This window comes from Sandarakinorhabdus glacialis (assembly GCF_014643455.1).
In the GTDB taxonomy this organism is placed as follows: domain Bacteria; phylum Pseudomonadota; class Alphaproteobacteria; order Sphingomonadales; family Sphingomonadaceae; genus Sandarakinorhabdus; species Sandarakinorhabdus glacialis.
Map to the genome: position 1 here is coordinate 1 of NZ_BMJM01000004.1, position 23,337 is coordinate 23,337.

Genomic DNA, 23,337 nt, shown 5'->3' on the forward strand with positions numbered 1-23,337 from the left:
CCGCAACGCCATCGAGCGCATGTTCTGCCGCCTCAAAGACTGCCGTCGCCTCGCCACCCGCTACGATAAACTCGCCGCCAACTTCCTCGGCAACATCCACCTCGCTATCGTAAGCGTGGCCTGAAGGCCGCCGTCGGCGGCTTGGGCGACCTGCTGGTCGGCGCCGGCTGTCCAGTTCCACGGCATGAGTTCGTCCCAGCGCGATGCCGGCCAGTTGCCGGCGATCTTGGCGGTGACGTCGGCGATGTAGGATTGCGGGTCGACGCCGTTGGCTTTGCAGGTCTCGATGACGGAGTAGATGGCGGCGGCGCGTTCGCCGCCGACCTTTGATCCGGCGAACAGCCAGTTGCGACGTCCAACGGCAATGCTGCGGATCGCGCGTTCGGCAATGTTGTTGTCAATCTCGAGACGGCCGTCGTCGAGGAACCGCAGCAGCGCCGGCCATAGCTTGACGCCATAGCTGATCGCCTTGGCCATCTCGGACTTCGGCGACAGCCGCCGCAAGGCGTCGTCGAGCGCGGCACGAAACGCATCGACAATGGCGACGGATTGGTCCTGGCGGGCAGCACGCCGCACATCGGGCGGCTGCCCACGCACCTCGGCTTCGACAATGTAAAGCGCCGCGATGCGATCGAGCAGATCGGTCGTCAGGGCGGTCGGCTTGGCCTGGTGGATATCAAAGATCTTGCGCCGGAAGTGCGCCCAGCAGGCGACTTCAGTAACCCGACCGCTGGCGTAGAGCTGGTTGTAGCCAGCATGGGCATCGGCCTGCAGGGACCCGGTGTAGCTGGCCAGATGCTTCTGGGGATGGGCACCGGTGCGATCGGTGGTGAACTCGTACCAGACCAGCGGCGGTGTAGCGGCACCCGACGCACGGTCGTCGACGGCATAGACCCAAAGCCTGCCGGTGGCGGTGCGTCGGCGTCCGGGATCGAGCATCGGCACCGGGGTGTCGTCGGTGTGGAGCTTGGCCGCGGTCTGTCCGGTCCAACCTGCAAGGGTGGATCTGTCGATACCGATACCTTGCGCGGCCATCATCTCGGCCTGGCGATACAGCGGCAGGTGATGATCGAACTTGGCGACGACGATATGCGCCAGCGTGGCGAATGTTGCCTTGCCGCGAGCGATGGCCTTCACCGGCGCCAGTGCCTGGACAATGGTCTCGCAGACGCGGCAACTATACTTGGGGCGGATATGGCGAACGACCCGCCAACTGACTGGCACGACGTCGAGCATCTCGTCGGCATCGGCGCTGAGGGGCCGCAAAACACCACCGCATGCCGGACATGCACAGGTGCCGGACACGGGTTCATGGACAATCTCGAAGCGCGGCAGATGCGCCGGCAATGCCCGGACCGGCGGCGTGCGATCGGCGGCGATCTTGCCGCGCTGACGATCCCCAGCGACTGCGGCGGCTGCGGTCTCGAGTTCTTCGAGCGCCAGCTCAAGCTGGGCGATCTCGCGGGTCAGCTTCTCGGATGACTTGCCGAACGACATGCGCTTGAGCCGGGCGATCTGGACGCGCAGCATATCGATAAGCAGATCGCGCGCCGCAATATCGGCGCGGGCGCCGGCGAGGGCGGCATCGCGCTCGGCCAAAAGCGCTTCCAGTGCGGCGATCCGCTGGTCCCGATCGGGGGTTGAGATGCCTACGTCTGACACTGGAATCTGTTAGCAGATCACCACCGGAATCGCCAGGATAATCCCTGAAAATCCATGAAAATATGTGATTTATCAGCTAGCTAGCGAAGGCTGCCAAGTCCGCTCCGGGCGCCGCCAGTCGATACCTTCGAGCAGCATCGACAGTTGGGCCGGGGTCAAGTGGACGGCCTCGGGCGCGGTCACTGGCCAGACGAAGCGGCCACGGTCCATGCGCTTGGAAAACAGGCACAGCCCCTGGCCGTCATACCAGAGCAGCTTGATCAGATCGCCGCGCCGTCCGCGAAAAGCGAACAGCGCGCCGGAATGCGGGCTCTGCTTCAGGCTTTGCTGGACCAACACCGCCAGGCCATCGAAGCCCTTGCGCATATCGGTCGCGCCGCACGCCAGCCAGATCTTCGTGGTCGCCGGTAGTGGGATCATCGCGGCAGGATCGCCAGCACGCGCGCCAACGCTGCCGCATCGACCTAAGCATCAACGCTGATCCGAATGCCCGATGGAAACTCGATGCTGATCCGGCCCGAGACATCGGGCGACGGCGACAGCGATGGCGGCGGCGGCAAAAGCGCAACCTGCTGTTCGGGTGCCGCGATCCGGACCTCGGCGAAATCCGGCATTGCTGCCACCGGCATAATCCCGGTCAACTCGCCCGACATTGCCTGCTTGCGCCATGTGTAGAGCAACCCGCTCGAAATCTCGTGCCGTTCGATCGCCGTGCGTACCGATCCGCCCGAGCCGAAAGCATCGCGCAACATCCCGAGCTTTTGACCGACCGTCCAATATCGGCGGCCGGAAACGCGTGCCACCACCTCGATCCGACTGGTCATACGACTGCTCGTATGACCAGTCGCTCCCTCGTCACCCAAATCCGACACCAGCAAAACCCAGATCAAAGGGGTGCAAACAACGCAACTCGGGCGTCACGCGCAAGGCGGCCTTCAGACCGCGCTTACTGAGCTTGCGGTTCTCCTCCTCGAGCTGCTTCACGCGCCGCAACTCGCCGACGCCAAGCCCGCCGTAGACCTTCTTCCAGCGGTAGAATGTCTGCTCGGACACGCCCATCCGGCGGATCACCTCCGCGACTGGTGTCCCCGTCTCAGCCTGCTTCAGCGCGTACGCAATCTGCTCTTCGGTGTACCTGCTCTTCTTCACGGTCTGCTCCTTCCTCGCGGTTGGTCACACAGCCGGAAAACTCGCATTCAAACCGGAGGAAGAAAACGGGGGGACGTCAACTGTCCGATGCGAGATGCAAGACGATCTGCTTCGCATACGGCTCTCCGAGGTCTGTTGATACGTCAGGCCTCCACGCGCCCCCTGTGACGATGGAACTGAACGAATGGCGGAAAGCACCTATTGGCACTTTAAAGCAGCCGGGCGGTAATTCACCAAACATGCTCATGGCATGCAAGTGAAACAGCGGACTTGTGGGAGCGGGTGGAGCGGCATCGGTGGTCACTGGCGTGCTCGGTGCGGTCTATTCGATGATGAGCTATCATCGCCACCTTCGGGACGATCGGAAAGATAACGAAGCACTCTGAGAATCCCAGCGCTCCCCGAGATCATCGGTCCCATGCAGCCGACCCCATCGCGCTGAGGTCTGCACCTGATCTTTGATGTCTCGCTTTGCCAGTGCCCGCGCGGTGCTTGGCGCACCGGAGCACGATCAGCCCCGGTGCGCCGAAAGCCTGATCAGGCGTTGACCACCGAGCGGCGACGGCGCGCGGCAGCGCCGACAAGGCCGAAGCCAGCGATCAGCATCGCCCAACTGGCCGGTTCGGGAACGCCGGCGACGAACGCCCCCTGCGAGACTGCCGAAGCGAGCGACGTGGTCAGCGCAGCCTTTTCGTCGACCGAGAGGTCGTCACCTAGGCGGGTGATGAAGGTCGCGCTGCTGTCGGCGAAACCGCCGCGATTGACCGGCAGCTGAAGGCCGGCGACAACGAGCACTTGCTGTCCCGGATTGAGGAAAAGCGAGCCCGGGCTGCACGCGCTGGTGGTGGTGGTGAAGGTCGCCTCGCCGCCAGCCAGTGTGCCGCCGACGTTGCCGACGCCAAGGACGCCGCTGCTGCATCTGCGATAGAACAGCACGTCGAACAGTTGCTGCGGCGTGCTGAGGCCGGCGATCACGCTCGGGTCCCAGATGCCGACATATTGCGTGTAGCGCGCGCCGTTCGGCAGCGAGCCTTCGGCGGGGCTGGTCGAGCTGTTGACGATATGCAGCGATCCGGTGAGCGAGAATAGGCCGGGCGCCGACCCGTTCCAGGTATAGCTCTGGAAGGCGAAGCTGTTGATGTTCATGCGGACATTGCCGCTGGCCAGCGTGTACGCCCTGATTTCGGGCAGGTCGAGCGAGCCGTCGAAGCGAACTTCCGACCAGGCACGGTTGTTGCCGGGCTGGACGAGCTTGGTCTGGCCGCCGACACCGACGCCGCCGCCGTAAACGCGCGCGGCGATTTGCTGCCCTGGGCCGGTACCGTCGCAAAGCTGGGCGGCACTGACAAGGTTGCAATTGCGCATGGTCGCGAGCGACGCCGAGCCGACGGTCGCTGCGGCAGGTGCCGCGAAGAGTGTGCCGGCGACAGCCAGCGTGACGACAGATGAAAGCGCGTAAGTCATAAATCTTCCCCTCACAGCATACGGGTCACGATACCAACGCACGCCTCCCCTGTCCAGAATAAGTTACTTAGCCGTATCGAAGTCACATTCGGAGTTAGGAGGCGTTGACAAATTCACGCATTACAGCCGGATTGAGACGAGGTGGATGAAGCCGAGGTAGCTGTCGGCGGTCTTGTCGTATCGGGTTGCGAGGCGGCGGCGTTTTTCAGCTTGTTGAAGCAGTGTTCGACCATGTGGCGCAGGGCGTAGATTGCGGCATCGACGGGCAGTTGGATCAGGCGGTTCCGCTTGGTCGGGATCATCGCCACGCCGCCACGATCTTCAATGTCCTGACGAATGAAATCAGCGTCGTACCCCTTGTCGCCGAGCAGCACTTTGGGCGCAGGTACGTCGGCATTCATGACGGGCAAATAGCCTTTGAAGTCCGAAACTTCGCCGCCGGTCAGGGCGAACGCTACGGGCAAGCCAATTGCATTGATGCGGAGATGGATCTTGGTCGTAAAGCCACCTTTTGAGCGGCCAAGGCCCTGGCGCGAAGTCCCCCTTTAGCGCCGGCTGAACAATGGTGTGCCCGGATTATTGTGCTGGCGATCATTTGCAGGCTGGGGTTGCCGCCCCCGCAGTCGTTGAAGGCTTCCAGCACCAGTTCCCATAGCCCGGACAGCGTCCAGCGCCGGAACTGCCGGTGAACCGACGACCATTTGCCGAAATGCTCGTGCAGATCGCGCCAGGCAACACCCGTCCGCGCAATCCAAAAAAGTCCCATCCAGAACAGGGCGGTGGTTCCTTGGACGACGACCACTCCGGGGGCCGCCCTCAATCACGAACGGCTCAAGGCAGGACCACTCCTCGTCGCTCATCAAACCGCGTTTCAAAATGGCCCCCGCAAAAGCCACCTTGAATCAAAATCAGACGCTGCTGGGAATCCCCTTTGTCAAACACGTCCTAGGTTCTGTTGACATAAGATTTCAACCATAGTCTTGCAGCTGCGATGTTGAGGAAGCTGGCGAAGGACAAAGCTGTCTTGTCGTAGCCGGTGGCGATGCGGCGCTGGTGCTTGAGAAAGCCGAACATGCGCTCGACGCGGTTGCGGTCCTTGTAGCGCTTGAAGTCGCAGGACGGCGGGTTTTTGCGGTTCGATTTTGGCGGGATGACAGGCAGGATGCCGTGGAGCAGCAGGCTCTCGCGGAAGCTGTCACCGTCATAGCCCTTGTCGGCCAACAGCGCCTTTGGGGGCGGCACGGGCATTGCCATCAGGTCATCTACGGCTTTGTAATCGGACGTTTCTCCGCCGGTGAGGACAAAGCCAAGAGGGCGTCCCTGATTGTCACAGCGGGCGTGGACCTTGCTCGTGAAGCCGCCGCGTGATCGACCAAAAGCTTCCTTACAGGTCCCCCTTTAGCGCCCGCTGCCTGCGCATGGCCGCGAACGATGGTACTGTCGATCATGTGCTGCCAGTCGTCGGTCAGGCCGATATCGACCAACGTCTGCAAGAGGGCGTCCCAAACGCCTTGCTCTGCCCAGCGCCGGAAGCGGACATAGACCGAGTTCCACTTGCCGTAGCGCTCATGCATGTCCCGCCAGGGGCAACCAGTCCGCAGCACGTTCAACATGCCGTTCAGGAACAGACGGTTGTCCCCGGCGGGGCGGGACCAACGCCCCCGCTCCGGCGGCAGCAAGCCCCCGATGATCGCCCATTCCTCGTCCGTTAGATCGCCTCGGAACACCGCTGCCTCCAAAAGACAGCCTTGAATCAGACATCAACAAGTTTGGGAATACCTTTTGTCAACAGAACCTAGGAAAAGTTTACTGCGATGTCATTCTCATCGCTTGCCGGCGAGCAGATCAGTTCGCGGCTCGCTCGGGCCATCGAAGCGAAAAGCGCACGCTCTGCGACCCACTCCGCTGAGTAGATGCCGTGGCGCCAAGCGTTCCGATTACCCTTTGGTGCGCCGGGCGATCGGCCGCCGTGCATTCGGCAGCGGCCGTTTTTCATAGCTGGCGACTGGCACGGCGTCGAGTGACGGGTTGAGGCCAGGCAGCGAGGTGAGAGGTGCATGGGCGATCTGCTTTGCATGGGGTTGTTCCTCTGTTTTTCTGGGCACCCCCTCCCGGACGTGCGCAACATTCCCAACGATCGCCTGCCCGCCGGCATTCACGGTTACGCGCTCGACGATGATCTTCTGTGTGCCGCCGCCGCGGTGCCGGCCTAGGCAGTCCATGAGAAGCGCATAGGACCGTGACAGCTTGGCGGCCTGGGTCAGGTTCATTTCGCGGCCTTCGAACGTCTGGCCCTCGTATACGGCGCGCTTGAGGCATTCCATCGTGGCATTGTGCAGTCCGAGCATCTGGACAGCGATCATCCCCTCGTGGGCGTCGCGTGGTGCGATAGCAATTAGCCCGGTTGCGACAGCGTCGAACCCGTCGGGTTTGGCAACATCTGCGAAGCCCGCTGGGAAACTTGCGAGGGCCTGCCGCATCAGCATGGCATTGAATGCGATATGGTCGGTGCCCCCAATGGCCCTTAGCGGGTCTGTGGGCGCCGAGTTTTGACCGACCGTCTTATTGGACTTTGCAACGGCTACATTGAGTTTCTTAGCGCCAGCCATCGCTTCACCTTCCTTCTTAGTTCAGCCCTTTTGGTGAGATCGTTGTTCAGGACAGAAGGGATCAAGCCCCGCTAAAAATAGCCGGGCGATCCCACTGTCCTGTCCGCGTACTTTCTGCCCTTTCGGAGCCGACCGCCGCACTAGGACCTCTATGCGACCCGACACGGTCCACAGAGACGCCATCTTCTTAACGATCGCAATGTCGGCGACCGGAGACCTGAGGGCATATGGCTTTAAGGTGCCCCTCGGGTGATTGGCCTCAGCCCATAGTACCCGTGCTGCAACGCTGCGCTACCGTTGAAGAAATCCCGACCACAGCGTTGGATGCGATTGCTCAATCTCGCGCTCGCAAGGCGCGGGATGATCGTCAGTATGCGTCGATGCGCGGCCTCCTTCGTTCAAAGGTCTTCACAGGTCAGTCGGTACCATTTTCGATGAGGCGGCGGATGTCGGCGCTACGCCAGACGGTAATCCCGGGGCCGAGCTTGATTGCGGCAGGGAAGCGGCCTGCCTGAACTCCTGCCCACCAAGTCGATTTCCCGACAGGGATCAGCGCGAGAACATCAGTGATACGCAAGAGGCAATCGCCGGGGGGCATCAGCACGGTCCTGATCGAGCCACGACAGTCCGTGGCGATCGATCAGCTAACGGGCATTTCTTGACGGGAAGCCCTACCCTTCCGCAGAATCTTGGACCTGATAGCGGGTAGCGAGGAAGCTGACGGCAAATTCTTTTGCGGCTTTTGCAGCAAGGTCTGGAGTCAATTTTTCAGGCAACTCGTTGAGGTGATATGCGCATATCTGGCCCACCTCTGGATTGTCGCCATGTTTGCCGGCCTGTGATCGCCATCGAGTCACGGTTGTCTGGGTGACCCGCTTATTAGGTAAACCTTCGACGCCGAGGTCGCTCACGAGCTTTGCAGCCGCGTTGTCCGCTTTGCCAGGTTTCAGCCCACCACGATGAAGGATTTTAGAGGCAAGCACTGCCGACACTTGTTCCACCAGCCGTGCCGGTGACGTCTTAGGTCGCGTTTGCACAGCTGCCGTTGCAAGCAGTGGATGCGGCGATCCGCCCGCCTGTGCGGCGATCGCTTGGCTAAGGGCGTTGTGGGGCGCCTGCATTGGCAACGTGACCGGTAGCAGCCGCAACAGATCAAGCACGGTATCTAAATACTCATGCAGGGACCACAGGCGGTCATGCTGCGTTCTCGCTGCACTGAAGGTCGCGGCCGCATCTGAGAGGTTTGCGATCAGTTTGGCCTGGTTCGTGGAGCCCGGTTCACCGTCATCGCAAGTGAAATCGGTCATCCTCCGCTAGCGCCTTTTGCCCATAACGAGATAATCAGGAGCTATCGCCCCTTCGAGCACGATGTCAGCCCAGGTCGATGCAATCTCGCGTCGCCGGGGCATGTATTTTGCGCGATTGTAAGCCCGTTCGACGTCGTTCTCGGGAACATGCGCCAGCATGAGATTGATAATCGCCCGATCTGCGTTGCGGTCTTCGCGCTCGGCTTGCTCATTCATGATTGTGGAAAACGTTGAGCGCCATCCGTGAGGAACATGCCGACCCTTGTAGCCAGCTCGGGTTATTAGGCTGCCAATAGCTCCGCCGCTCATCGGTTGATGGAGAAAGCGCGCATTTGGAAACACCATCGGCCCGCGGCCGGTAAGCGGCTTGATTGCTCTGATAAGCGCGACGGCCTGTGGAGCGAGGGGAACCACATGTTCCTGCTTGGAAATTTTGGTGCCCTTCATGCGGTCCTTGGGCACACGCCATATTGGCTCGGCGCTGTCCAAGTTCTCAAACTCGCCCCACTTGGCGCCATAGATCGCTTCACATCTGACGCCCGTTAGAGCAAGCAATCTGTGCGCGACACGCGTAACCGGGTGGGCAGGGATTGCTTCGACAGTTTGAAGCAAAGTCCGTGCAGCAGCCAGATATACGATGGCCGGAAATCGGCCCTTTACGATGGGGGCCAGCGCTCCGCGAACGACCGCGGCCGGATCAGTTTCGCAAACCCCAGTGGCAATTCCATGGACGAACACGGCAGACATCCGCTGCCTCACCCTGTGTGCCGTTTCGTTCGCGCCGCGTTCTGCGATCGAACGGACCACTAGTAGCACCGTCGGTACCGAGATCTGAGCTATTGGCTTATCGCCAAGCGAAGGAAAGACATCACGTCGAAGGCTATGAATCACATCGTCTGCATGCTGCGTCGACCATTTGCTTTCGTGCAGAGCGTGCCATTCAACGGCAACACGCTCGAAGCTGTTGAGGGCCTCATTGGCAGCGTCGGCAGCTTTGTCTTTCTTAAGCGCACCCGGGTCGCGTCCTTCGCGAAGTGTCTTGCGAGCCGCATCTCGGGCATCTCGTGCCTCGGTCAAGCTAACCTCGGGGTAGGGGCCGAATACGATGCGCCGCTCTTTGCCTCCGAAGCGGTATTTGTAGCGCCATGACTTGAACCCGGTAGGCGTCACGAACAGCAAAAGGCCGCCAGAATCACCGAGCTTGTACGGCTTGTCCGCAGGCTTTGCTTTGCGCACTTGCAGATCTGTCAGCATGGTGCCCCCATCCTGGCGCTGCGATGCCCCAAAAGTGCCCCCACATTGGGTGGACTTCACGGGAGGTGGCTGGACGCCGTTGGACAGATATAGCGCTCTTTATACCGCAAATACAAAGATTTTAAGACTGCCTTGGACTGGTCTGGATAGCCATGTGGAGGAGAGGGTGGGATTCGAACCCACGGTACCATCGCTGGCACAACGGTTTTCGAGACCGTCCCGATCGACCACTCTGGCACCTCTCCTCAGAAGGCTGTCGCGCGCGAACGCGCTTGGTCGAAGCTGGGGCCTATAGCCGAGCAACCGGGGCCTTGCCAACCCTTCTCGTGAAGGGCCCTGCGCAATTGCGGGCTTCACGAAACCGCAACCGTACCTATATGTTGAAGGCAGGTGACTGCATGTGTTGCGTCAACAAAGGGTTTGCACATGATCGAGCGGATGAAAGGCTGGACTCCGAACGCTGAACTGGCGGGAACCGAGGCCGCGACTCCTGCCACTTTCACCATTGGTGACGTGGTGCGCCACCGGCTGTTTCCGTTCCGCGGAGTCATCTTCGATGTCGATCCGGTATTCAACAACACCGACGAATGGTGGAACGCCATCCCCGAAGGCGTGCGCCCGCGCAAGGACCAGCCCTTCTACCACCTGCTCGCCGAAAACGATGAGTCGGCCTATGTCGCCTATGTCAGCCAGCAAAATCTCGTCGGCGATGCGGATGGCGACCCGGTTCTCCACCCCGCCGTCCAGCAGATGTTCACCGGTTTCGAGGACGGCCGCTATCGCTTGCGTCCCGAGATCCGCAACTAGATCTTTGGCCCCTAGATCTTCGGCAGTGTCACACCGCGCTGGCCCATATACTTGCCGGCGCGGTCGGCATAGCTGACTTCGCAGGGCTCGTTGCCCTTGAGGAACAGGAACTGGCAGGCGCCTTCATTGGCATAGACCTTGGCGGGCAGCGGCGTCGTGTTGCTGAACTCCAAGGTCACATGCCCCTCCCAGCCGGGCTCGAGCGGCGTCACATTGACGATGATACCGCACCGCGCATAGGTCGACTTGCCCAAGCAGATGACCAGCACATCGCGCGGGATGCGGAAATATTCGACCGTCCGCGCCAGCGCAAAGCTGTTCGGCGGGATGATGCAGCAATCGGTCTTGCGATCGACGAAGCTGCCGGGATGAAAATCCTTGGGGTCGACCGTCACCGAATCCACATTGGTGAAGATCTTGAATTCGTCGGACACGCGCGCATCATAGCCGTACGACGACAGCCCATAGGAAATGACGCCCTCGCGGGTCTGCCGATCGACGAACGGCTCGATCATGCCGGTCGCCAGCGCCTGCTCGCGAATCCATCGGTCGGACAATACGGACATTCTTACCCTCTGATGTGAAGCACGCAGATCAGCGTAAACAGCCGCCGCGCCGTGTCGAAGTCGACCGTCACCTTCGTCGCCAGCCGGTCCTGCAAGACCTCGGCGGCATCGTTGTGGATCGCCCGGCGCGCCATGTCGATGGTCTCGATCTGTTGCGGCGAAGCTTGACGGATGGCCTGATAATAACTGTCGCAGATGGCGAAATAATCGCGCACCGTCCGCCGAAACGGCGCCAGCGGCAGGATGAAGCTTTCCAGCGCGTGATCGTCCTGCGCGTTGATGCCGACGGTCAGCCGGCCCTCCTCCACACCCAGCATGACCTTGTAGGGGCCATGATAGCCATGCTCGGCAGCGGTCAGCGGCTGGAACGAATTGCCCTCGAGCAGGTCGAATATGGCGACGCGGCGCTCCTGCTCGATATCGGCGTTGCGCCATAATATCGTGCGTTCATCGAGTTTTATGTCGGCAATGCGATAGTCCGACGTCATGGAGTCGCCGGAAAACTGTTGACCAGCCGGCCGAGCGCCGTCCGCACCGGCTGCAGATCGCCGTCCTGCGTCTTGCCGAGCCGCACGACGACCAGGCCTTTCGACGGCACGATGATGACATACTGCCCGAGGTGCCCGATGGCGGCATAGGCATCCGCCGGGCCCTGTTCGGCGAACAAGGCTGTTTCCCCACCGGCAGCCCTGGCGCGATTGAGCCAGAAATGCCCGCCATAGCCCGGATTGGTCGGCGCTGGCGTGCGCACGAAGCGGACCCAGTCGGGCGACACCACCTGCCGCCCGGCCACCACACCATTGCCCCGGTACAGTTCGCCGAAATTGGCCCAGTCGCGCGCCGTCGCATGGCACAACGAGCCGCCGAGCAACGTGCCGCGTGGATCGAATTCACACAGCAGCGACGGCATGCCGGCGGGGCCCGCCAGGCGCTGCATGATGAAGCGCCGCATCGCCGCGCGCCGCGCCATGGGCTTTGCACCCGGCGCGACAGTGCGACCAACGATATCGGCGAGGATATGCGTCGTCAGGGTCGAATATTCGAATGCAGTACCCGGCTTCGATTCCAGCCGCGCCGACACCGCAAACTCGGCAATATCGCCGCTCTTATCCGAAAACAGCCCGCGATTGGTGTCGGCAGCCTCGGGCGGGTCAGCCTCGACGTGCTTCAATCCCGACGACATGTTGAGCAACTGGCGCAGCGTAATCGCCCCGCGCGGATCGCCGGGATCGGTGCGCCACTCGGGCACCGGCGCCGGCGCATCAAGCGCCAGCTTGCCGTCGGCGACCAGTTCGCCGACTAGCGTCGCGGTGATCGATTTCGCCATCGACCAGGAGATCAGCCGGTTGCCGGGGCCAAAGCCGGGTGCATAGCGCTCATACACGCGCTTGCCGTCCTTCATGACGATCAGCGCCCGCGTCTCCGCCAGCCCTGGTGCCGTAAAAAAAGCATCTGCCGCAGCCGTCGTAGCCGGTTGCGCAGCCCCCGGGGTCGCCAGCCCAAGCGTCAGCGCCAGCACAAACAGGCTTGATTGCAACGTCGGCATGGCGTCTCGTTCGATCACACCGCGACGTTAGAAGGCGCAGCCGCATGAACGCAAGCACGGGTGTCGACGGTAACGACCGAGATGCGCGCGCATCCGCCCCCGCCCCCGGCAAGCCCCGCCCGCAACTGTGGCGCCGCTGGTGGTTCTGGTTGCCGCTGCTGCTCTGCCTGCTGGCCGGCGGCTGGTTCGGGCTCAAGTTCAGCAGCACCGGTCAGCGCGCCGATCTTGCCGCCGGCTATATCGCCCATGTCGTCTGTTCGTGCCGCTATGTCGGCAACCGCGACATGGCCTCGTGCAAGACCGATTTCGAACCCGGCACCGAGATCGTCCGTGTCGAGGACGACACCGCGAAACGGCGGATCACCGCCAGCGTACCGTTGTTGTCCCGGCGGACCGCAGCGTACGACCCCGAATATGGCTGCGCCCTCGACCTGCCCTAAAGCCATCCGCGCCAACGGAAAAACACATAGGGCAGGATGCTCGAGAGTATGATCAACCCGATCGCGAACGGATAGCCGAGCGCCCATTTCAGTTCGGGCATGAAGTCGAAATTCATCCCGTAGATGCCGGCAATCAGCGTCGGCGGCATGAACACGATGGCGCTGACCGAAAAGATCTTGAGCACCGCATTCTGCTCGATCGAAATCAGCCCCAGCGCCGCATCGAGCAGGAACGTCAGATTGTTGCCGAGAAAACTGATCTGGTCGGTCAGCGATGCCAGATCGCGCACCAGCGTCTTGATGTGCGGCCCCAGATTGTCCGACTTCGGCGCCGAGAACGCCAGGTAGCCCAGCGCCCGCGACAGGCTGACGGCGGAATCCCGCGCCTTCGACAGGCCGTCCTGCGCCGTGCCCAGCCGTCCCAGGATCGATTGCAGCGCCAGCGTCGACATCCGCTGCTCGCCGCTCGGCCGGGCCCGCCGGAAGGCCTGCCGCGAAACGGCGTCGACCTCCTTGCCGATATGCTCGATACCATCGGCCAGCCGGTCGACGATCACATCAAGCAGGTGGATCAACGCCATCGACGCACTCTCGCACAGCACCGGACTGCGTTCGAGCTGCCCGGCAAAGCGATCGAACGACAGGATCTTGGCATAACGCACGGTGATCAGGTGGACCGGCGTCAGGATAAAACTGACCGCATTAGTCTCGGCATCCTGCTGGAAAATGCCCGTCGCGACCGTCGCGGTCATGTAGGTGGCACCATTCTCGGTGTACAACCGGCTCGAACTCTCGATCTCGGCCATTTCCTCGCGCGTCGGCACTTCGATGCCGGTGATGCTCTCGACGAACAGCTCCTCCTCGCGGGTCGGATCGCACATGTCGATCCACACCGTATCGGCGGGCAGCGCGCTCGGCATCTGCGAATCTTCGGTCAGTATCGTGCGTCCGCTCGGTGTAAAGACACGCAGCATCGGGTCGTGGCTCCCTGTTGGTCGCCACAGCCATACCGCGTGCTGCGGCCAAACGGAAAGCCGCCGCAAACTTGTAACCTTTTACCGCCAGCCCACGTATTAAGACCGTATCCGGATTTCAGGGCGACAGGCGCGATGGCGGTTTCAGACATGATCGCGCCGGCATCGGGACCAGCAGCAGGCGCTACGCCCTACCTGTTCCATCGCCACGCTCTCGTCGTCCGCATCACCCACTGGATCAACGCCCTCGCCATCGTCTTCCTGATCCTGACCGGGCTCAGCATCTTCAACGCCCACCCGTCGCTCTACTGGGGCAAGCAAGGCTCCGACATCGACGCCGGCACGCGCTGGCTACAGATCGGCTCGGCGACCGCCGTCGGCGCTCCCTACGGCTATCTCCGCATCGGCGCGCTCGAGATCGAGACCACCGGCCTCCTCGGTCGCTCCGCCGCCGCTAACGGCCAGCAACAAGCCATCGGCTACCCGTCCTGGGCGACCTTCCCCAGCTATCGCGACCTCGGCACCGCCCGCAACTTCCACTTCTTCTTCGCCTGGCTGCTGATCGCCAACGGCCTCGTCTATCTCGCCTATGCCCTCGCCAACGGCCATCTGCGCACCAACATAATGCCCCGGCTGCGGGAGTTGCGCTGGTCCAACATCGCCCATGATGTCGCCCAGCACGCGCGGCTGAAGTTCCCCCGCGGCGAGGACGCGGGGCGCTACCACATCCTCCAGAAACTCGCCTATGCCGGCTTCATTCTCGGCCTCATGCCGCTCGTCATCCTCACCGGTCTCGGCATGTCGCCCGGCATCAACGCCGCCTGGCCCTGGCTCCTCGACATTTTCGGCGGCCGCCAGTCGGCACGCTCGCTGCACTGGATCGCGATGAACCTCATCACCCTGTTCATCATCGTCCACCTGCTGATGGTCGTCCTCGCCGGCCCGTTCAACGAGATCCGCTCGATGATAACCGGCAAGTTCCGCATCGATCCGGAGCCGCGGCCATGACCCTGTCGCGGCGCGGTCTTTTCGGTTTCGGCGGCGCCGCCGCAGGTGGCCTGCTGCTGTCGGGCTGCGACTCGTTGGCCAGCAACGCCAAGCTGAAAGCCATCGTCCAGTCCGCCGAGGGTGCCTCCGAGCGCTGGCAGCGCCTGATCGGCCGCGACGCCCTCGCGCCCGAATTCTCCACCGCCGACATCTCCGCCGATTTTAAGGTCAACGGCACCCGCGAGCCCAGCGGCGCCGCCTACCAGGCACACAAGGCAGTTAATTTCGCCGACTGGAGACTCGCCGTCACCGGGCTGGTCAATAATCCGCTCAGCCTGAGCCTCGCCGACCTGCGCCGGCTACCTTCGCGCACCCAGGTCACCCGCCACGACTGCGTCGAAGGCTGGAGCGCCATCGGCCAATGGACCGGGCCGCAGCTCGGCCTGATCCTGAGGGCCGCCGGCCTGAAAACCAATGCCCGATACGTCGTCTTCCGCTGCGCCGACACCTATGGCAGCGGGCCATCAGCGTCCGACTATTACGAAAGCGTCGACCTCATCGACGCCTTCCACCCGCAGACCATCCTCGCCCACACCATGAACGGCGCGCCGCTCGATGTCGGCCACGGCGCGCCCATACGCGCCCGCGTCGAACGTCAGCTCGGCTACAAGCACGCCAAATACGTCACCGGCCTCGATGTCGTCGCTTCGCTGGCCGGCCATGGCCGCGGCAAGGGCGGCTATTGGGAAGACCGCGGTTACGAATGGTACGCCGGAATCTAGGAATTCCGGCAAAACCTGCCTCAACTGCCAGAGATTTTCCCGGGCATGACGCTATGGTGATACCTTTCCGTCAGGAGCTCCTGGAATGCCCGAAGCCGTAATCGTCGCCACCGCCCGCACCCCCATCGGCCGCGCCTACAAGGGCGTCCTCAACGACACCGACGGCCCCACCCTGGCCGCCCATGTCATCCGCGCTGCCCTCGCGCGCGCCAACATTGCCGGCGCCGAAATCGAGGACGTCATGCTCGGCTCGGCGCATCCCGAAGGCGCTGTCGGCAACAACGTCGCCCGTGTCGCGGCGCTCACCGCCGGGCTTCCCATCACCGTCTCGGGCGTGACCGTCGATCGCAAATGCGCCTCGGGCCTGCAGACCATCGCCTTTGCCGCCCAGCGCCTGCGCTCCGGTGAGGACGGCATCTACGTCGCCGGCGGGCTCGATTCGGTCTCGCTGGTGTTGCCCAACAAGAACCTGACCCGCTACAGGTCCGACGGCATCGCCGCCACCATGCCGTCGCTCTACTGGACGATGATCGAGACCGCCGACCATGTCGCCGCAACCTACAACATCGGCCGCGACGCCCAGGACGAATACAGCCTCGAAAGCCAGCGCCGCACCGCCGCCGGACAAGCCAACGCCCGCTTCGATGCCGAGATCGTGCCCATCACCGCGGTCCGCAAAACGACCGCCAAGGACGGCACCGTCACCGCCGACGAGGTCACCCTGACGCAGGACGAAGGCAACCGCCCCGACACCGCCATCGAGGGCCTGTCGTCGCTCAAGCCCGTCCGCGAAGGCGGCACCATCACCGCCGGCAACGCCAGCCAGCTCTCCGACGGCGCCAGCGTCTGCGTCGTCATGTCGGACACCGAAGCCGCCCGCCGCGGCCTGACCCCGCTCGGCACCTTCCGCGGCTTCGCCGTCGCCGGCTGCGAGCCTGGCGAAATGGGCATCGGGCCCGTTTACGCCGTCCCCAAGCTCCTCGCCCGCCACGGCCTGACAGTCGCCGACATCGACCTGTGGGAGCTTAACGAAGCCTTCGCCGTCCAGGTCCTTTACTGCCGCGACAAGCTCGGCATCGACCCCGCCAAAATCAACGTCGACGGCGGCGCCATCTCGATCGGCCATCCCTTCGGCATGTCGGGCTCCCGCCTCACCGGCCACGCCCTCATCGAAGGCCGCCGCCGCGGCGCCAAGCGCGTCGTCGTGACAATGTGCATCGGCGGCGGCATGGGCGCCGCAGCCCTGTTCGAGATCTGACCTCGTGTCCTCCCCCTCGAGGGGGGAGGCGAGAGACGCGCCTTCGCGGCCCGGGTGGGGGTGTCTTCCGTGCCGCAGGAGCAGCAAGCGAAAGAGCACGGGCAAAGCCCGCGCTGACGTCGGACGGGTTCGCCGGGTGAAGACCCCGCCGCCCCGCCGGCCGGTCTTGCGCCCGTCGGCGCACTACGCTGCGCGATACGCGCTCGCGGCGCTGCGCCTAAATCTCCACCTGCGACCCCAACTCAACCACCCGATTCGTCGGCAGCTTGAAGAAATCCATCGCGCTTTCCGCGTTGCGCATCATCCAGCTGAACAGATGCTCGCGCCACAGCGCCATCCCGGGCCGATCGCTCGCCAACAGCGTCTGCCGCGAAAGGAAAAAGCTCGTCTCCATCATCTTCAGCTTCGGCCCGCAGTTCTCGACCGTCTTGAGGACCGCCGGAATGTTGATCTCCTGCATGAAGCCATAGCGGATGATGATCCGGAAGAAATTCGACCCCAGGTCGGCAACGCCGATACGGTCCTCCTCGGACACATACGGCACCTCGTCGATCACCACCGTCAGGATCAGAATTCGATCGTGGAGCACCTTGTTGTGCTTCAAATTGTGCAGCAGCGCGTGCGGCACCCCCGTCGGCGTCGTCGTCATGAACACCGCCGTTCCCGGCACCCGCGTCGCCGCCGTCGCTGCCGACTTGATGAACACTTCCATCGGCATGGCGCTTTCCCGCAGCCGCTCCTGCATCAATCCGCGGCCCTTGGCCCAGGTCGTCAGGAACGTAAATGCAATCGCGCCGACGGCCAGCGGAAACCAGCCGCCATCGGGGATCTTGGTCAGGTTCGAGGCAAAATACGCCGTGTCGATGATCAGGAACACCCCGACGAAACCATAGGCGATCCAGCGGTTCCACTTCCAGACCGTCAGCACCAGCACCGCCATCATGCACGTCGTGATGAACATCGTGCCGGTTACGGCGATGCCGTATGCCGACGCCAAGTCGGATGAACTGCGGAAGCTGACCACCAGCAGGATGACCATGCCGAGCAGGCTCCAATTGACCAGCGGGATATAGATCTGCCCCGCCGCCGCTGCCGACGTATGCTTGATCTTGATCCGCGGCAGGAACCCCAACTGGACCGCCTGCCGCGTCACCGAAAACGCTCCCGAGATGACCGCCTGGCTAGCGATGATCGTCGCCATCGTCGCCAGCAGCACCAGCGGCAACCGCGCCCAATCCGGCGCCATCAGGAAGAACGGGTTGGCCACCGCCGACGGCGTGCTCAGCAGCAGCGCCGACTGGCCGAAATAATTGAGCAACAGCGCCGGCATGACAAAATACAGCCACGACCATTTGATCGGCCGCCGCCCGAAATGCCCCATGTCGGCATACAACGCCTCGGCGCCGGTAACCGACAGCACCACCGAACCCAGCGCCAGAAAGCCCAGGCTGGGATTGTCGGCAAAGAATCGCCACGCCCAGATCGGGTTGATCGCCTGGAAGATCGCCGGATTGGCGATGATCTGGTTGATCCCCATCACCGAGATGACCACGAAATACACCAGCATGATCGGCGCGAACAACGCCCCGACCTTGGCCGAACCGCGCGACTGGATCAGGAACAGCCCGATCAGGATGCCGATGGCGATCGGCAGCACATAGGCCTGCATCCCGGATCGCACGACGGTCAGGCCCTCGACCGCCGAAAGCACCGAGATCGCCGGCGTGATGATGCAGTCACCGAAGAACAGCGCCGTCGCCAGCACCCCGAGCAGTGTGAGGTAGCGCGACCGTGTCGAAGTCGGCGACAGCCGCGAGATCATCGCCAGCAGCGACAGGCTGCCACCCTCGCCGCGGTTGTCGGCGCGCAGGATCACCAGCACATATTTCACCGTGACGATCAGCGTCATCGTCCAGAACACCAGGCTCATGATGCCGTAAATGTGCAGCGCATCAACCGCCAGCTTGTGATGACCGGTAAAGGTCTCCTTCAGCGCGTAAAGCGGACTGGTACCGATGTCGCCGAACACCACGCCGATTGCGCCCACGGCCAGCCGGGCCGTCCCTTGCGGAGCATGGCCAGCTTGCGCGGGGTCGTTGGTCGTCGTCGCAGCAGGGCTCGACATCTTTGTTCGGTTCCCGGAAGAGCAGCGGGCGGCGCGTTAACACAGACATGACAGTGCTGCAATGCAACACCCCTGCGACCTTGGATTGCCCTGTCCTCGGCAGCTGTCAATCGCTATGGCAGAGTAATCGATTTTGCGGAGAAAACCATGCACGTCGGCGTCCCCAGGGAAATCAAGGTCCACGAATACCGCGTCGGTTTGACGCCCCCCGCCGTTGCCGAACTGACGGCACGCGGTCATGGCGTCACCGTCGAAACCGGCGCTGGCGGCGGCATCGATTTCACCGATGAAGATTACGTCGAGGCCGGCGCCCGGATCGCCCCCGGCCCCGAGGCGGTGTTCGCGGCCGCCGACATGATCGTCAAGGTGAAGGAACCGCAGCTCCACGAATGCGCCTGGCTCCGCCCGGGCCAGACGCTGTTCACCTACCTCCACCTCGCCGCCGACAAGCCCCAAGCCGAGGCGCTGATGGCCTCGCACGCAACCTGCATCGCCTATGAAACCGTCACCGATCGCGCCGGCGGGCTGCCCTTGCTGCGCCCGATGTCCGAAGTCGCCGGCCGCATGTCGGTCCAGGTCGGCGCCCATTATCTCGAAAAGGAGCAGGGCGGCCGCGGCATCCTGCTTGGCGGCGTCCCCGGCGTCGCGCCCGGCCGCGTCGCCATCCTCGGCGGCGGCGTCTCGGGCGTCAACGCCGCACAAATGGCGGTCGGCATGCGCGCCGACGTCACCATCTACGACATCTCGACCAGCCGCCTCGCCGAGATCGACGAGATGTTCGAAGGCCGGGTCAAGACCGCCTTCTCGTCGCGTGCCGCCATCGCCGCCGCCATCGCCCGCGCCCATGTCGTCATCGGTGCCGTCCTCATCCCCGGCGCCGCCGCTCCCAAGCTCGTCACCCGCGACATGCTAAAGCTGATGAAGCGCGGCAGCGTCCTCGTCGACATCGCCATCGACCAGGGCGGCTGCTTCGAAACCAGCCACGCCACCACCCACGCCGACCCGGTCTATGTCGTCGACGGCATCATCCACTATTGCGTCGCCAACATGCCCGGCGCCGTCGCCCGCACCTCGACCTTCGCGCTCAACAACGCGACTTTGCCCTTCGTCCTCCGCCTTGCCGACAAGGGCGCCGCCGCCGCCATGGCCGCCGATCCGCACCTCGCCGAAGGATTGAATGTCGCCGCCGGCCAGATTCGTCACAAGGCCGTCGCCGACGCCCTCGACCTCGCCTTCGTCGCATGAGCAAGCCCGCCCCCTATCATATCGGCTTCCTGCTCTGGCCCGACCTGACCCAGCTCGACATGACCGGCCCGGCGCAAGTCCTCAGCCGCATGCCCGGCGCCCGGCTGCACTTCGCCTGGAAAAGCCTGGATCCGGTGATGAGCGATTGCGGCCTCGCCCTCGTCCCCACCACCACCCTCGCCGATTGCCCGCCGCTCGACATGATCTGCGTCCCCGGCGGCGTCGGCGTGGCGCCGATCATGCGCGATCCCGAGGTCCTCGCCTGGCTGCGCGCCCGCGCCGAAACCGCCAGCCTCGTCACCAGCGTCTGCACCGGCTCGCTGATCCTCGCCGCCGCCGGATTGCTCAACGGCTATCGCGCTGGCTGCCACTGGGCCGCCGGCAGCCAGTTGCCGCTGTTCGGCGGCGAATTCGTCCGCGAACGCGTCGTCGTCGACCGCAACCGCATCACGGCCGGCGGCGTCACCTCGGGCATCGATTTCGGCTTCCGCATCATCGAGCAACTCCACGGCCGCGACGTCGCCGAGGCCGTCCAGCTCTCGATCGAATATGATCCGGAACCGATCGGCGGCGGCACCCCCGCCACCGCCCGCCCCGAAATCCTCGCCCGCGTCGAAGCCATGATGGCCGACAGGCTGGGCTCGCGCGCCGCCGACATCGCCGCAATCGCCGCCGAAAAGGCCTTCTGAACCGCTATCCTAAATAGTTACCTGGACATGAAACTTCGCACGTCCAGCCGGCGTAGCTCTGTCGCGAACCATCTCGCGAACAAGGAAGGCTGCCAAATGACATTCAGATCGAATTCCGCACTCAAGCTCACCGGCCTTGCAATCGCCATCGCCGCACCGGCCGCGACCGCATCTGCCGAAACCATCTTCGGCCTCGCCGGCGGCAACATCGTCACCTTCGATTCGGCGACGCCCGGGACCGTCAATTCGTCGCGCGCCATCACCGGCCTGGCTTCCGGCGAGCGCCTTGTCGGACTTGACCTGCGCCCGGCCACCAAAACCCTGTATAGCGTCAGCACCAGCGGCAACCTCTACACGCTCGCCCGCGGCGCCGGCGGCACATATGTCGCCACAAGCATTGGCATCATTGCCCCGCCGCCCACCGGCAGCAACTTCGGGATCGATTTTAACCCCGTTCCAGACCGGCTCCGGTTGATCAGCGACACCAACCAGAACCTGCGTATCAATCCCACCAACGCTGTCACCCTCGTCGATACGCCGATCACGCTGAACGGCAGCAGCACCGTCGATATCATAGGGTCGGCGTATGCCAACAACCGTGCCGGCGCCTTGACGACCAGGCTCTACGGCCTTGACGCTATCACCGACAGCCTGCTGGTAGCGACCAATGCCAACGCCGGCACCTATATCAACGTCGGCGCACTGGGCGTTGCCTTGGGCAGCCTTGACCGCGTCGGGTTCGATATCTCGGGCCGCACCAACAACGCCTTTTTCTCGGTCCGCAACAGCCTTTACAGCCTCAACCTCGGCACCGGCACTGGCACCCTCATCGGCAACGTCGGCGCCGAAGGATTGGCCGGCATCACCGCCGCCGGCGTCCCCGAGCCCGCCAGCTGGGCCATGCTCATCGCCGGCTTCGGGCTTGTCGGAGCAAGCATGCGCCGCCGCACAGCGGCCCTCGCGCGCACCTGACGGGCAGATCCGGCCGGCAAGCCTGTCCCGCCGGCCGGATCACGCCATCACATCTCGTCATCCTCGGCTTCACACGGGATCCGGCCAACGATCAGCCGGTGCCGCGCTCCCGGCTCAGACCCGCGCCGCAGCCGCCCGCAGATCATCGACGAACTTGCGCCGCTCCTCCGCCGCGACCGCTGGATCCTCGATCCTCAGCAGATAACTCGGATGCACGGTAATCCACAGCTCCGATCCGTCGGGCTGCAAGATCGCCCGCCCGCGCTCCTTCGAAATCGTCACCGCCTTGCCGGTAATCCCCCGCGCCGCCGTCGCCCCCAGCGCCACGATCACCTTGGGCTTCACCGACGCGCGCTCGGCGTCGAGCCACCACCGGCACGCCGTGATCTCGCCGGCATCGGGCTTGCTGTGGATGCGCCGCTTGCCGCGCGGCTCGAACTTGAAATGCTTGACCGCGTTGGTGACATAGGCGGTGCGCCGGTCGATGCCCGCCTCGGCCAGCGCCGCATCAAACACCTGCCCCGCCGGGCCGATGAATGGCCGCCCCGCGAGATCCTCCTGGTCGCCGGGTTGCTCGCCGACGAACATCAATGCCGCATCCTCCGGCCCCTCGCCGAACACCGTCTGCGTCGCCGGCCCGAACAGCCCGCAGCGCTTGCACCGCGCCGCTTCGTCCCGCAATTGCCCCATCGAGCCCGTCGCCCCCTCGATCGTCCCCGCTGCAATCATCATGCGTGTCCTCTTCGCCGCCCCGGCGATCAGGTCGGGGATCAACGTCGCCTCGGGCAGGTTCTTCCAGTATTTCTTCGGCATCTCGCTGGTCATCGCGTCGATCTTCAGCCGGGCCGGATTGAATATGCTGGCATAATATGTCTTCCAAGTCGCCTCGAGCGGATCGTCGCCCGGCGCGTCGGCCTTCACCGCGCCAGGTGAATAGGTCACCTCGTCGCCGTCCCAGTGCATGCAGAGTTCGGGCGTCAGGATCGAAAAGATCATCGTCGTGAACCGCCGGGTAAAGAACCCGCTGTTGTACCGAACGATGTGATGCTCGGGCTCGAACCACGCCGCGAACCGCTCCCCGGCCTCGTCGGGCGCTTCACGAAACCGCACAAACGCCCGCATCTTGTGGACGTCGCGACCGACCGCCTTGGCCATCATGTCAAGCCGCCGCACCAGCGGATCGGCGCTATCCTCGAGCAGTTTCGGCCGCTGCTGCAAGGCCAGCAAGGCACTGTGCAGCAAGGCGAACCGCTCACGATCGCTGTTGCAGATCACCCGCCGCGCCAGGTCGGGAAACGCCTTGGGCACCCGGATCTCGGCGCCGGTCCCGGCCGGCGGCCCGCCACCGATCAGATCGCCCGGCTCCCCCTCGATCCTCCACGTCACCGCCTCGGGCGGGACCCAGGCGGTGATCAGCTTGCGGACCGCCACCCGGAACCCGTCGAAATCATCCGGTGCGGCAAGAGTGATCGTCGTCATCGCCAGTCACAACGCCGGCGAG

At 63.6% G+C, this 23,337-nt stretch carries 23 protein-coding genes, 1 tRNA gene and 4 pseudogenes; 9 read left to right on the forward strand and 19 right to left on the reverse strand.

From position 1 onward, the window contains the following. Nucleotides 1–124 (forward strand): transposase (locus IEW98_RS06555; RefSeq protein WP_188762148.1); only part of this gene is annotated, 124 nt, incomplete at its 5' end. Nucleotides 125–168: 44 nt separating this feature from the next. On the opposite strand, the pseudogene tnpC reads toward IEW98_RS06555, so the two are convergent. The 13 genes and pseudogenes from tnpC to IEW98_RS06615 all read right to left on the reverse strand — a co-directional run. After that, nucleotides 169–1,662 (reverse strand): annotated as a pseudogene (gene tnpC / locus IEW98_RS06560) (IS66 family transposase); the annotation flags it as partial. Nucleotides 1,663–1,734: 72 nt separating this feature from the next. Further along, complete coding sequence (gene tnpB / locus IEW98_RS06565; RefSeq protein ID WP_188762149.1) at nt 1,735–2,082, reverse strand: IS66 family insertion sequence element accessory protein TnpB; 348 nt, start codon at nt 2,080–2,082, stop codon at nt 1,735–1,737. A 44-nt stretch (nt 2,083–2,126) separates the two neighbouring features. Next, nucleotides 2,127–2,486: a transposase gene (locus IEW98_RS06570; RefSeq protein ID WP_188762150.1), complete on the reverse strand. Its 360-nt coding sequence runs from the start codon at nt 2,484–2,486 to the stop codon at nt 2,127–2,129. Nucleotides 2,487–2,607: 121 nt separating this feature from the next. Beyond that, a pseudogene (locus IEW98_RS06575) lies at nt 2,608–2,811 on the reverse strand (transposase); the annotation flags it as partial. 537 nt (nt 2,812–3,348) lie between these two features. Continuing rightward, on the reverse strand, nt 3,349–4,275 hold the full coding sequence (locus tag IEW98_RS16380; protein WP_243450600.1) for a PEPxxWA-CTERM sorting domain-containing protein: 927 nt from the start codon (nt 4,273–4,275) through the stop codon (nt 3,349–3,351). Nucleotides 4,276–4,395: 120 nt separating this feature from the next. Then, nucleotides 4,396–5,135: pseudogene (locus IEW98_RS06585) on the reverse strand (IS5 family transposase). 85 nt (nt 5,136–5,220) lie between these two features. Beyond that, nucleotides 5,221–6,002 (reverse strand): annotated as a pseudogene (locus IEW98_RS06590) (IS5 family transposase). Nucleotides 6,003–6,070: 68 nt separating this feature from the next. Next, complete coding sequence (locus IEW98_RS16920) at nt 6,071–6,313, reverse strand: HGGxSTG domain-containing protein (protein WP_371870761.1); 243 nt, start codon at nt 6,311–6,313, stop codon at nt 6,071–6,073. Continuing rightward, on the reverse strand, nt 6,213–6,884 hold the full coding sequence (locus IEW98_RS06595; protein ID WP_188762151.1) for a hypothetical protein: 672 nt from the start codon (nt 6,882–6,884) through the stop codon (nt 6,213–6,215). The genes IEW98_RS16920 and IEW98_RS06595 overlap by 101 nt, the downstream gene beginning before the upstream one ends. Before the next feature lie 415 nt (nt 6,885–7,299). After that, entirely contained in the window at nt 7,300–7,482 is a 183-nt protein-coding gene (locus IEW98_RS16925; RefSeq protein WP_188762152.1) for a helix-turn-helix transcriptional regulator, read from the reverse strand. A 73-nt stretch (nt 7,483–7,555) separates the two neighbouring features. Next, nucleotides 7,556–8,191 carry a hypothetical protein gene (locus tag IEW98_RS06605; protein ID WP_188762153.1) on the reverse strand — a complete coding sequence of 212 codons (636 nt, stop codon included), beginning with the start codon at nt 8,189–8,191 and terminating at the stop codon, nt 7,556–7,558. 6 nt (nt 8,192–8,197) lie between these two features. After that, entirely contained in the window at nt 8,198–9,445 is a 1,248-nt protein-coding gene (locus IEW98_RS06610) for a tyrosine-type recombinase/integrase (RefSeq protein ID WP_188762154.1), read from the reverse strand. Nucleotides 9,446–9,600: 155 nt separating this feature from the next. Beyond that, nucleotides 9,601–9,690: transfer RNA gene (locus IEW98_RS06615), tRNA-Ser, on the reverse strand. Nucleotides 9,691–9,883: 193 nt separating this feature from the next. On the opposite strand from IEW98_RS06615, the gene hspQ reads away from it, so the two are divergent. Continuing rightward, nucleotides 9,884–10,252: a heat shock protein HspQ gene (gene hspQ, locus IEW98_RS06620; RefSeq protein WP_243450631.1), complete on the forward strand. Its 369-nt coding sequence runs from the start codon at nt 9,884–9,886 to the stop codon at nt 10,250–10,252. A gap of 11 nt (nt 10,253–10,263) precedes the next feature. Here hspQ and dcd read toward each other — a convergent pair whose 3' ends face one another. The 3 genes from dcd to IEW98_RS06635 are packed head-to-tail and all read right to left on the reverse strand — an operon-like array spanning nt 10,264 to nt 12,382. After that, nucleotides 10,264–10,818 (reverse strand): dCTP deaminase, encoded by a 555-nt coding sequence (gene dcd, locus IEW98_RS06625; RefSeq protein WP_188762156.1) that lies wholly within the window; start codon nt 10,816–10,818, stop codon nt 10,264–10,266. A 2-nt stretch (nt 10,819–10,820) separates the two neighbouring features. After that, entirely contained in the window at nt 10,821–11,306 is a 486-nt protein-coding gene (locus IEW98_RS06630; RefSeq protein WP_188762157.1) for a UPF0262 family protein, read from the reverse strand. Continuing rightward, nucleotides 11,303–12,382 (reverse strand): serine hydrolase domain-containing protein, encoded by a 1,080-nt coding sequence (locus IEW98_RS06635; protein WP_188762158.1) that lies wholly within the window; start codon nt 12,380–12,382, stop codon nt 11,303–11,305. Before IEW98_RS06635 ends, IEW98_RS06630 begins: the two co-directional genes overlap by 4 nt. 26 nt (nt 12,383–12,408) lie before the next feature. On the opposite strand from IEW98_RS06635, the gene IEW98_RS06640 reads away from it, so the two are divergent. Further along, nucleotides 12,409–12,804 carry a hypothetical protein gene (locus tag IEW98_RS06640; protein ID WP_188762159.1) on the forward strand — a complete coding sequence of 132 codons (396 nt, stop codon included), beginning with the start codon at nt 12,409–12,411 and terminating at the stop codon, nt 12,802–12,804. Here the strand turns inward: IEW98_RS06640 and IEW98_RS06645 are convergent. Further along, nucleotides 12,801–13,778, reverse strand: a complete 978-nt coding sequence (locus tag IEW98_RS06645; RefSeq protein WP_188762160.1) for a magnesium transporter CorA family protein — start codon at nt 13,776–13,778, stop codon at nt 12,801–12,803. The genes IEW98_RS06640 and IEW98_RS06645 overlap by 4 nt on opposite strands. Nucleotides 13,779–13,913: 135 nt before the next feature. Between IEW98_RS06645 and IEW98_RS06650 the strand changes: the two genes are divergently transcribed. The 3 genes from IEW98_RS06650 (at nt 13,914) to IEW98_RS06660 (ending at nt 16,805) form a co-directional block, all read left to right on the forward strand. Next, entirely contained in the window at nt 13,914–14,786 is an 873-nt protein-coding gene (locus tag IEW98_RS06650) for a cytochrome b/b6 domain-containing protein (RefSeq protein WP_188762161.1), read from the forward strand. Continuing rightward, a complete protein-coding gene (locus IEW98_RS06655) occupies nt 14,783–15,547 on the forward strand; it encodes a molybdopterin-binding protein (RefSeq protein WP_188762162.1) in 765 nt (254 codons plus the stop codon). Before IEW98_RS06650 ends, IEW98_RS06655 begins: the two co-directional genes overlap by 4 nt. An 85-nt stretch (nt 15,548–15,632) precedes the next feature. After that, the gene (locus IEW98_RS06660) at nt 15,633–16,805 is read left to right on the forward strand and encodes an acetyl-CoA C-acyltransferase (protein WP_188762163.1); all 1,173 of its coding nucleotides are present in this window, start codon (nt 15,633–15,635) and stop codon (nt 16,803–16,805) included. A gap of 217 nt (nt 16,806–17,022) precedes the next feature. On the opposite strand, the gene IEW98_RS06665 is transcribed toward IEW98_RS06660, so the two are convergent. Beyond that, the gene (locus IEW98_RS06665) at nt 17,023–18,930 is read right to left on the reverse strand and encodes a potassium transporter Kup (protein ID WP_188762164.1); all 1,908 of its coding nucleotides are present in this window, start codon (nt 18,928–18,930) and stop codon (nt 17,023–17,025) included. A gap of 147 nt (nt 18,931–19,077) precedes the next feature. Between IEW98_RS06665 and ald the strand changes: the two genes are divergently transcribed. From ald to IEW98_RS06680, 3 genes are all read left to right on the forward strand, one after another. After that, the gene (gene ald, locus IEW98_RS06670) at nt 19,078–20,175 is read left to right on the forward strand and encodes an alanine dehydrogenase (protein WP_188762165.1); all 1,098 of its coding nucleotides are present in this window, start codon (nt 19,078–19,080) and stop codon (nt 20,173–20,175) included. Continuing rightward, nucleotides 20,172–20,864: a DJ-1/PfpI family protein gene (locus IEW98_RS06675; protein WP_188762166.1), complete on the forward strand. Its 693-nt coding sequence runs from the start codon at nt 20,172–20,174 to the stop codon at nt 20,862–20,864. The genes ald and IEW98_RS06675 overlap by 4 nt, the downstream gene beginning before the upstream one ends. Before the next feature lie 96 nt (nt 20,865–20,960). Further along, the gene (locus IEW98_RS06680; protein ID WP_188762167.1) at nt 20,961–21,836 is read left to right on the forward strand and encodes a DUF4394 domain-containing protein; all 876 of its coding nucleotides are present in this window, start codon (nt 20,961–20,963) and stop codon (nt 21,834–21,836) included. A gap of 114 nt (nt 21,837–21,950) precedes the next feature. On the opposite strand, the gene IEW98_RS06685 is transcribed toward IEW98_RS06680, so the two are convergent. Further along, nucleotides 21,951–23,315, reverse strand: coding sequence for a UdgX family uracil-DNA binding protein (locus IEW98_RS06685; protein WP_188762168.1), 1,365 nt, complete (start codon nt 23,313–23,315; stop codon nt 21,951–21,953). Between the last annotated feature and the right edge of the window lie 22 nt (nt 23,316–23,337).

Coding starts and splice junctions, on each gene's coding strand:
- IEW98_RS06655 (WP_188762162.1), top strand. CDS start 14,783: ATGACCCTGTCGCGGCGCGGTCTTTTCGGTTTCGGCGGCGCCGCCGCA.
- IEW98_RS16925 (WP_188762152.1), bottom strand. CDS start 7,482: ATGCCCCCCGGCGATTGCCTCTTGCGTATCACTGATGTTCTCGCGCTG.
- tnpB (WP_188762149.1), bottom strand. CDS start 2,082: ATGATCCCACTACCGGCGACCACGAAGATCTGGCTGGCGTGCGGCGCG.
- IEW98_RS06645 (WP_188762160.1), bottom strand. CDS start 13,778: ATGCTGCGTGTCTTTACACCGAGCGGACGCACGATACTGACCGAAGAT.
- IEW98_RS06650 (WP_188762161.1), top strand. CDS start 13,914: ATGGCGGTTTCAGACATGATCGCGCCGGCATCGGGACCAGCAGCAGGC.
- IEW98_RS06680 (WP_188762167.1), top strand. CDS start 20,961: ATGACATTCAGATCGAATTCCGCACTCAAGCTCACCGGCCTTGCAATC.
- IEW98_RS16380 (WP_243450600.1), bottom strand. CDS start 4,275: ATGACTTACGCGCTTTCATCTGTCGTCACGCTGGCTGTCGCCGGCACA.
- ald (WP_188762165.1), top strand. CDS start 19,078: ATGCACGTCGGCGTCCCCAGGGAAATCAAGGTCCACGAATACCGCGTC.
- IEW98_RS06640 (WP_188762159.1), top strand. CDS start 12,409: ATGAACGCAAGCACGGGTGTCGACGGTAACGACCGAGATGCGCGCGCA.
- IEW98_RS06595 (WP_188762151.1), bottom strand. CDS start 6,884: ATGGCTGGCGCTAAGAAACTCAATGTAGCCGTTGCAAAGTCCAATAAG.
- IEW98_RS06630 (WP_188762157.1), bottom strand. CDS start 11,306: ATGACGTCGGACTATCGCATTGCCGACATAAAACTCGATGAACGCACG.
- hspQ (WP_243450631.1), top strand. CDS start 9,884: ATGAAAGGCTGGACTCCGAACGCTGAACTGGCGGGAACCGAGGCCGCG.
- IEW98_RS06610 (WP_188762154.1), bottom strand. CDS start 9,445: ATGCTGACAGATCTGCAAGTGCGCAAAGCAAAGCCTGCGGACAAGCCG.
- IEW98_RS06660 (WP_188762163.1), top strand. CDS start 15,633: ATGCCCGAAGCCGTAATCGTCGCCACCGCCCGCACCCCCATCGGCCGC.
- IEW98_RS06665 (WP_188762164.1), bottom strand. CDS start 18,930: ATGTCGAGCCCTGCTGCGACGACGACCAACGACCCCGCGCAAGCTGGC.
- IEW98_RS06685 (WP_188762168.1), bottom strand. CDS start 23,315: ATGACGACGATCACTCTTGCCGCACCGGATGATTTCGACGGGTTCCGG.
- IEW98_RS06675 (WP_188762166.1), top strand. CDS start 20,172: ATGAGCAAGCCCGCCCCCTATCATATCGGCTTCCTGCTCTGGCCCGAC.
- dcd (WP_188762156.1), bottom strand. CDS start 10,818: ATGTCCGTATTGTCCGACCGATGGATTCGCGAGCAGGCGCTGGCGACC.
- IEW98_RS06605 (WP_188762153.1), bottom strand. CDS start 8,191: ATGACCGATTTCACTTGCGATGACGGTGAACCGGGCTCCACGAACCAG.
- IEW98_RS06570 (WP_188762150.1), bottom strand. CDS start 2,486: ATGACCAGTCGGATCGAGGTGGTGGCACGCGTTTCCGGCCGCCGATAT.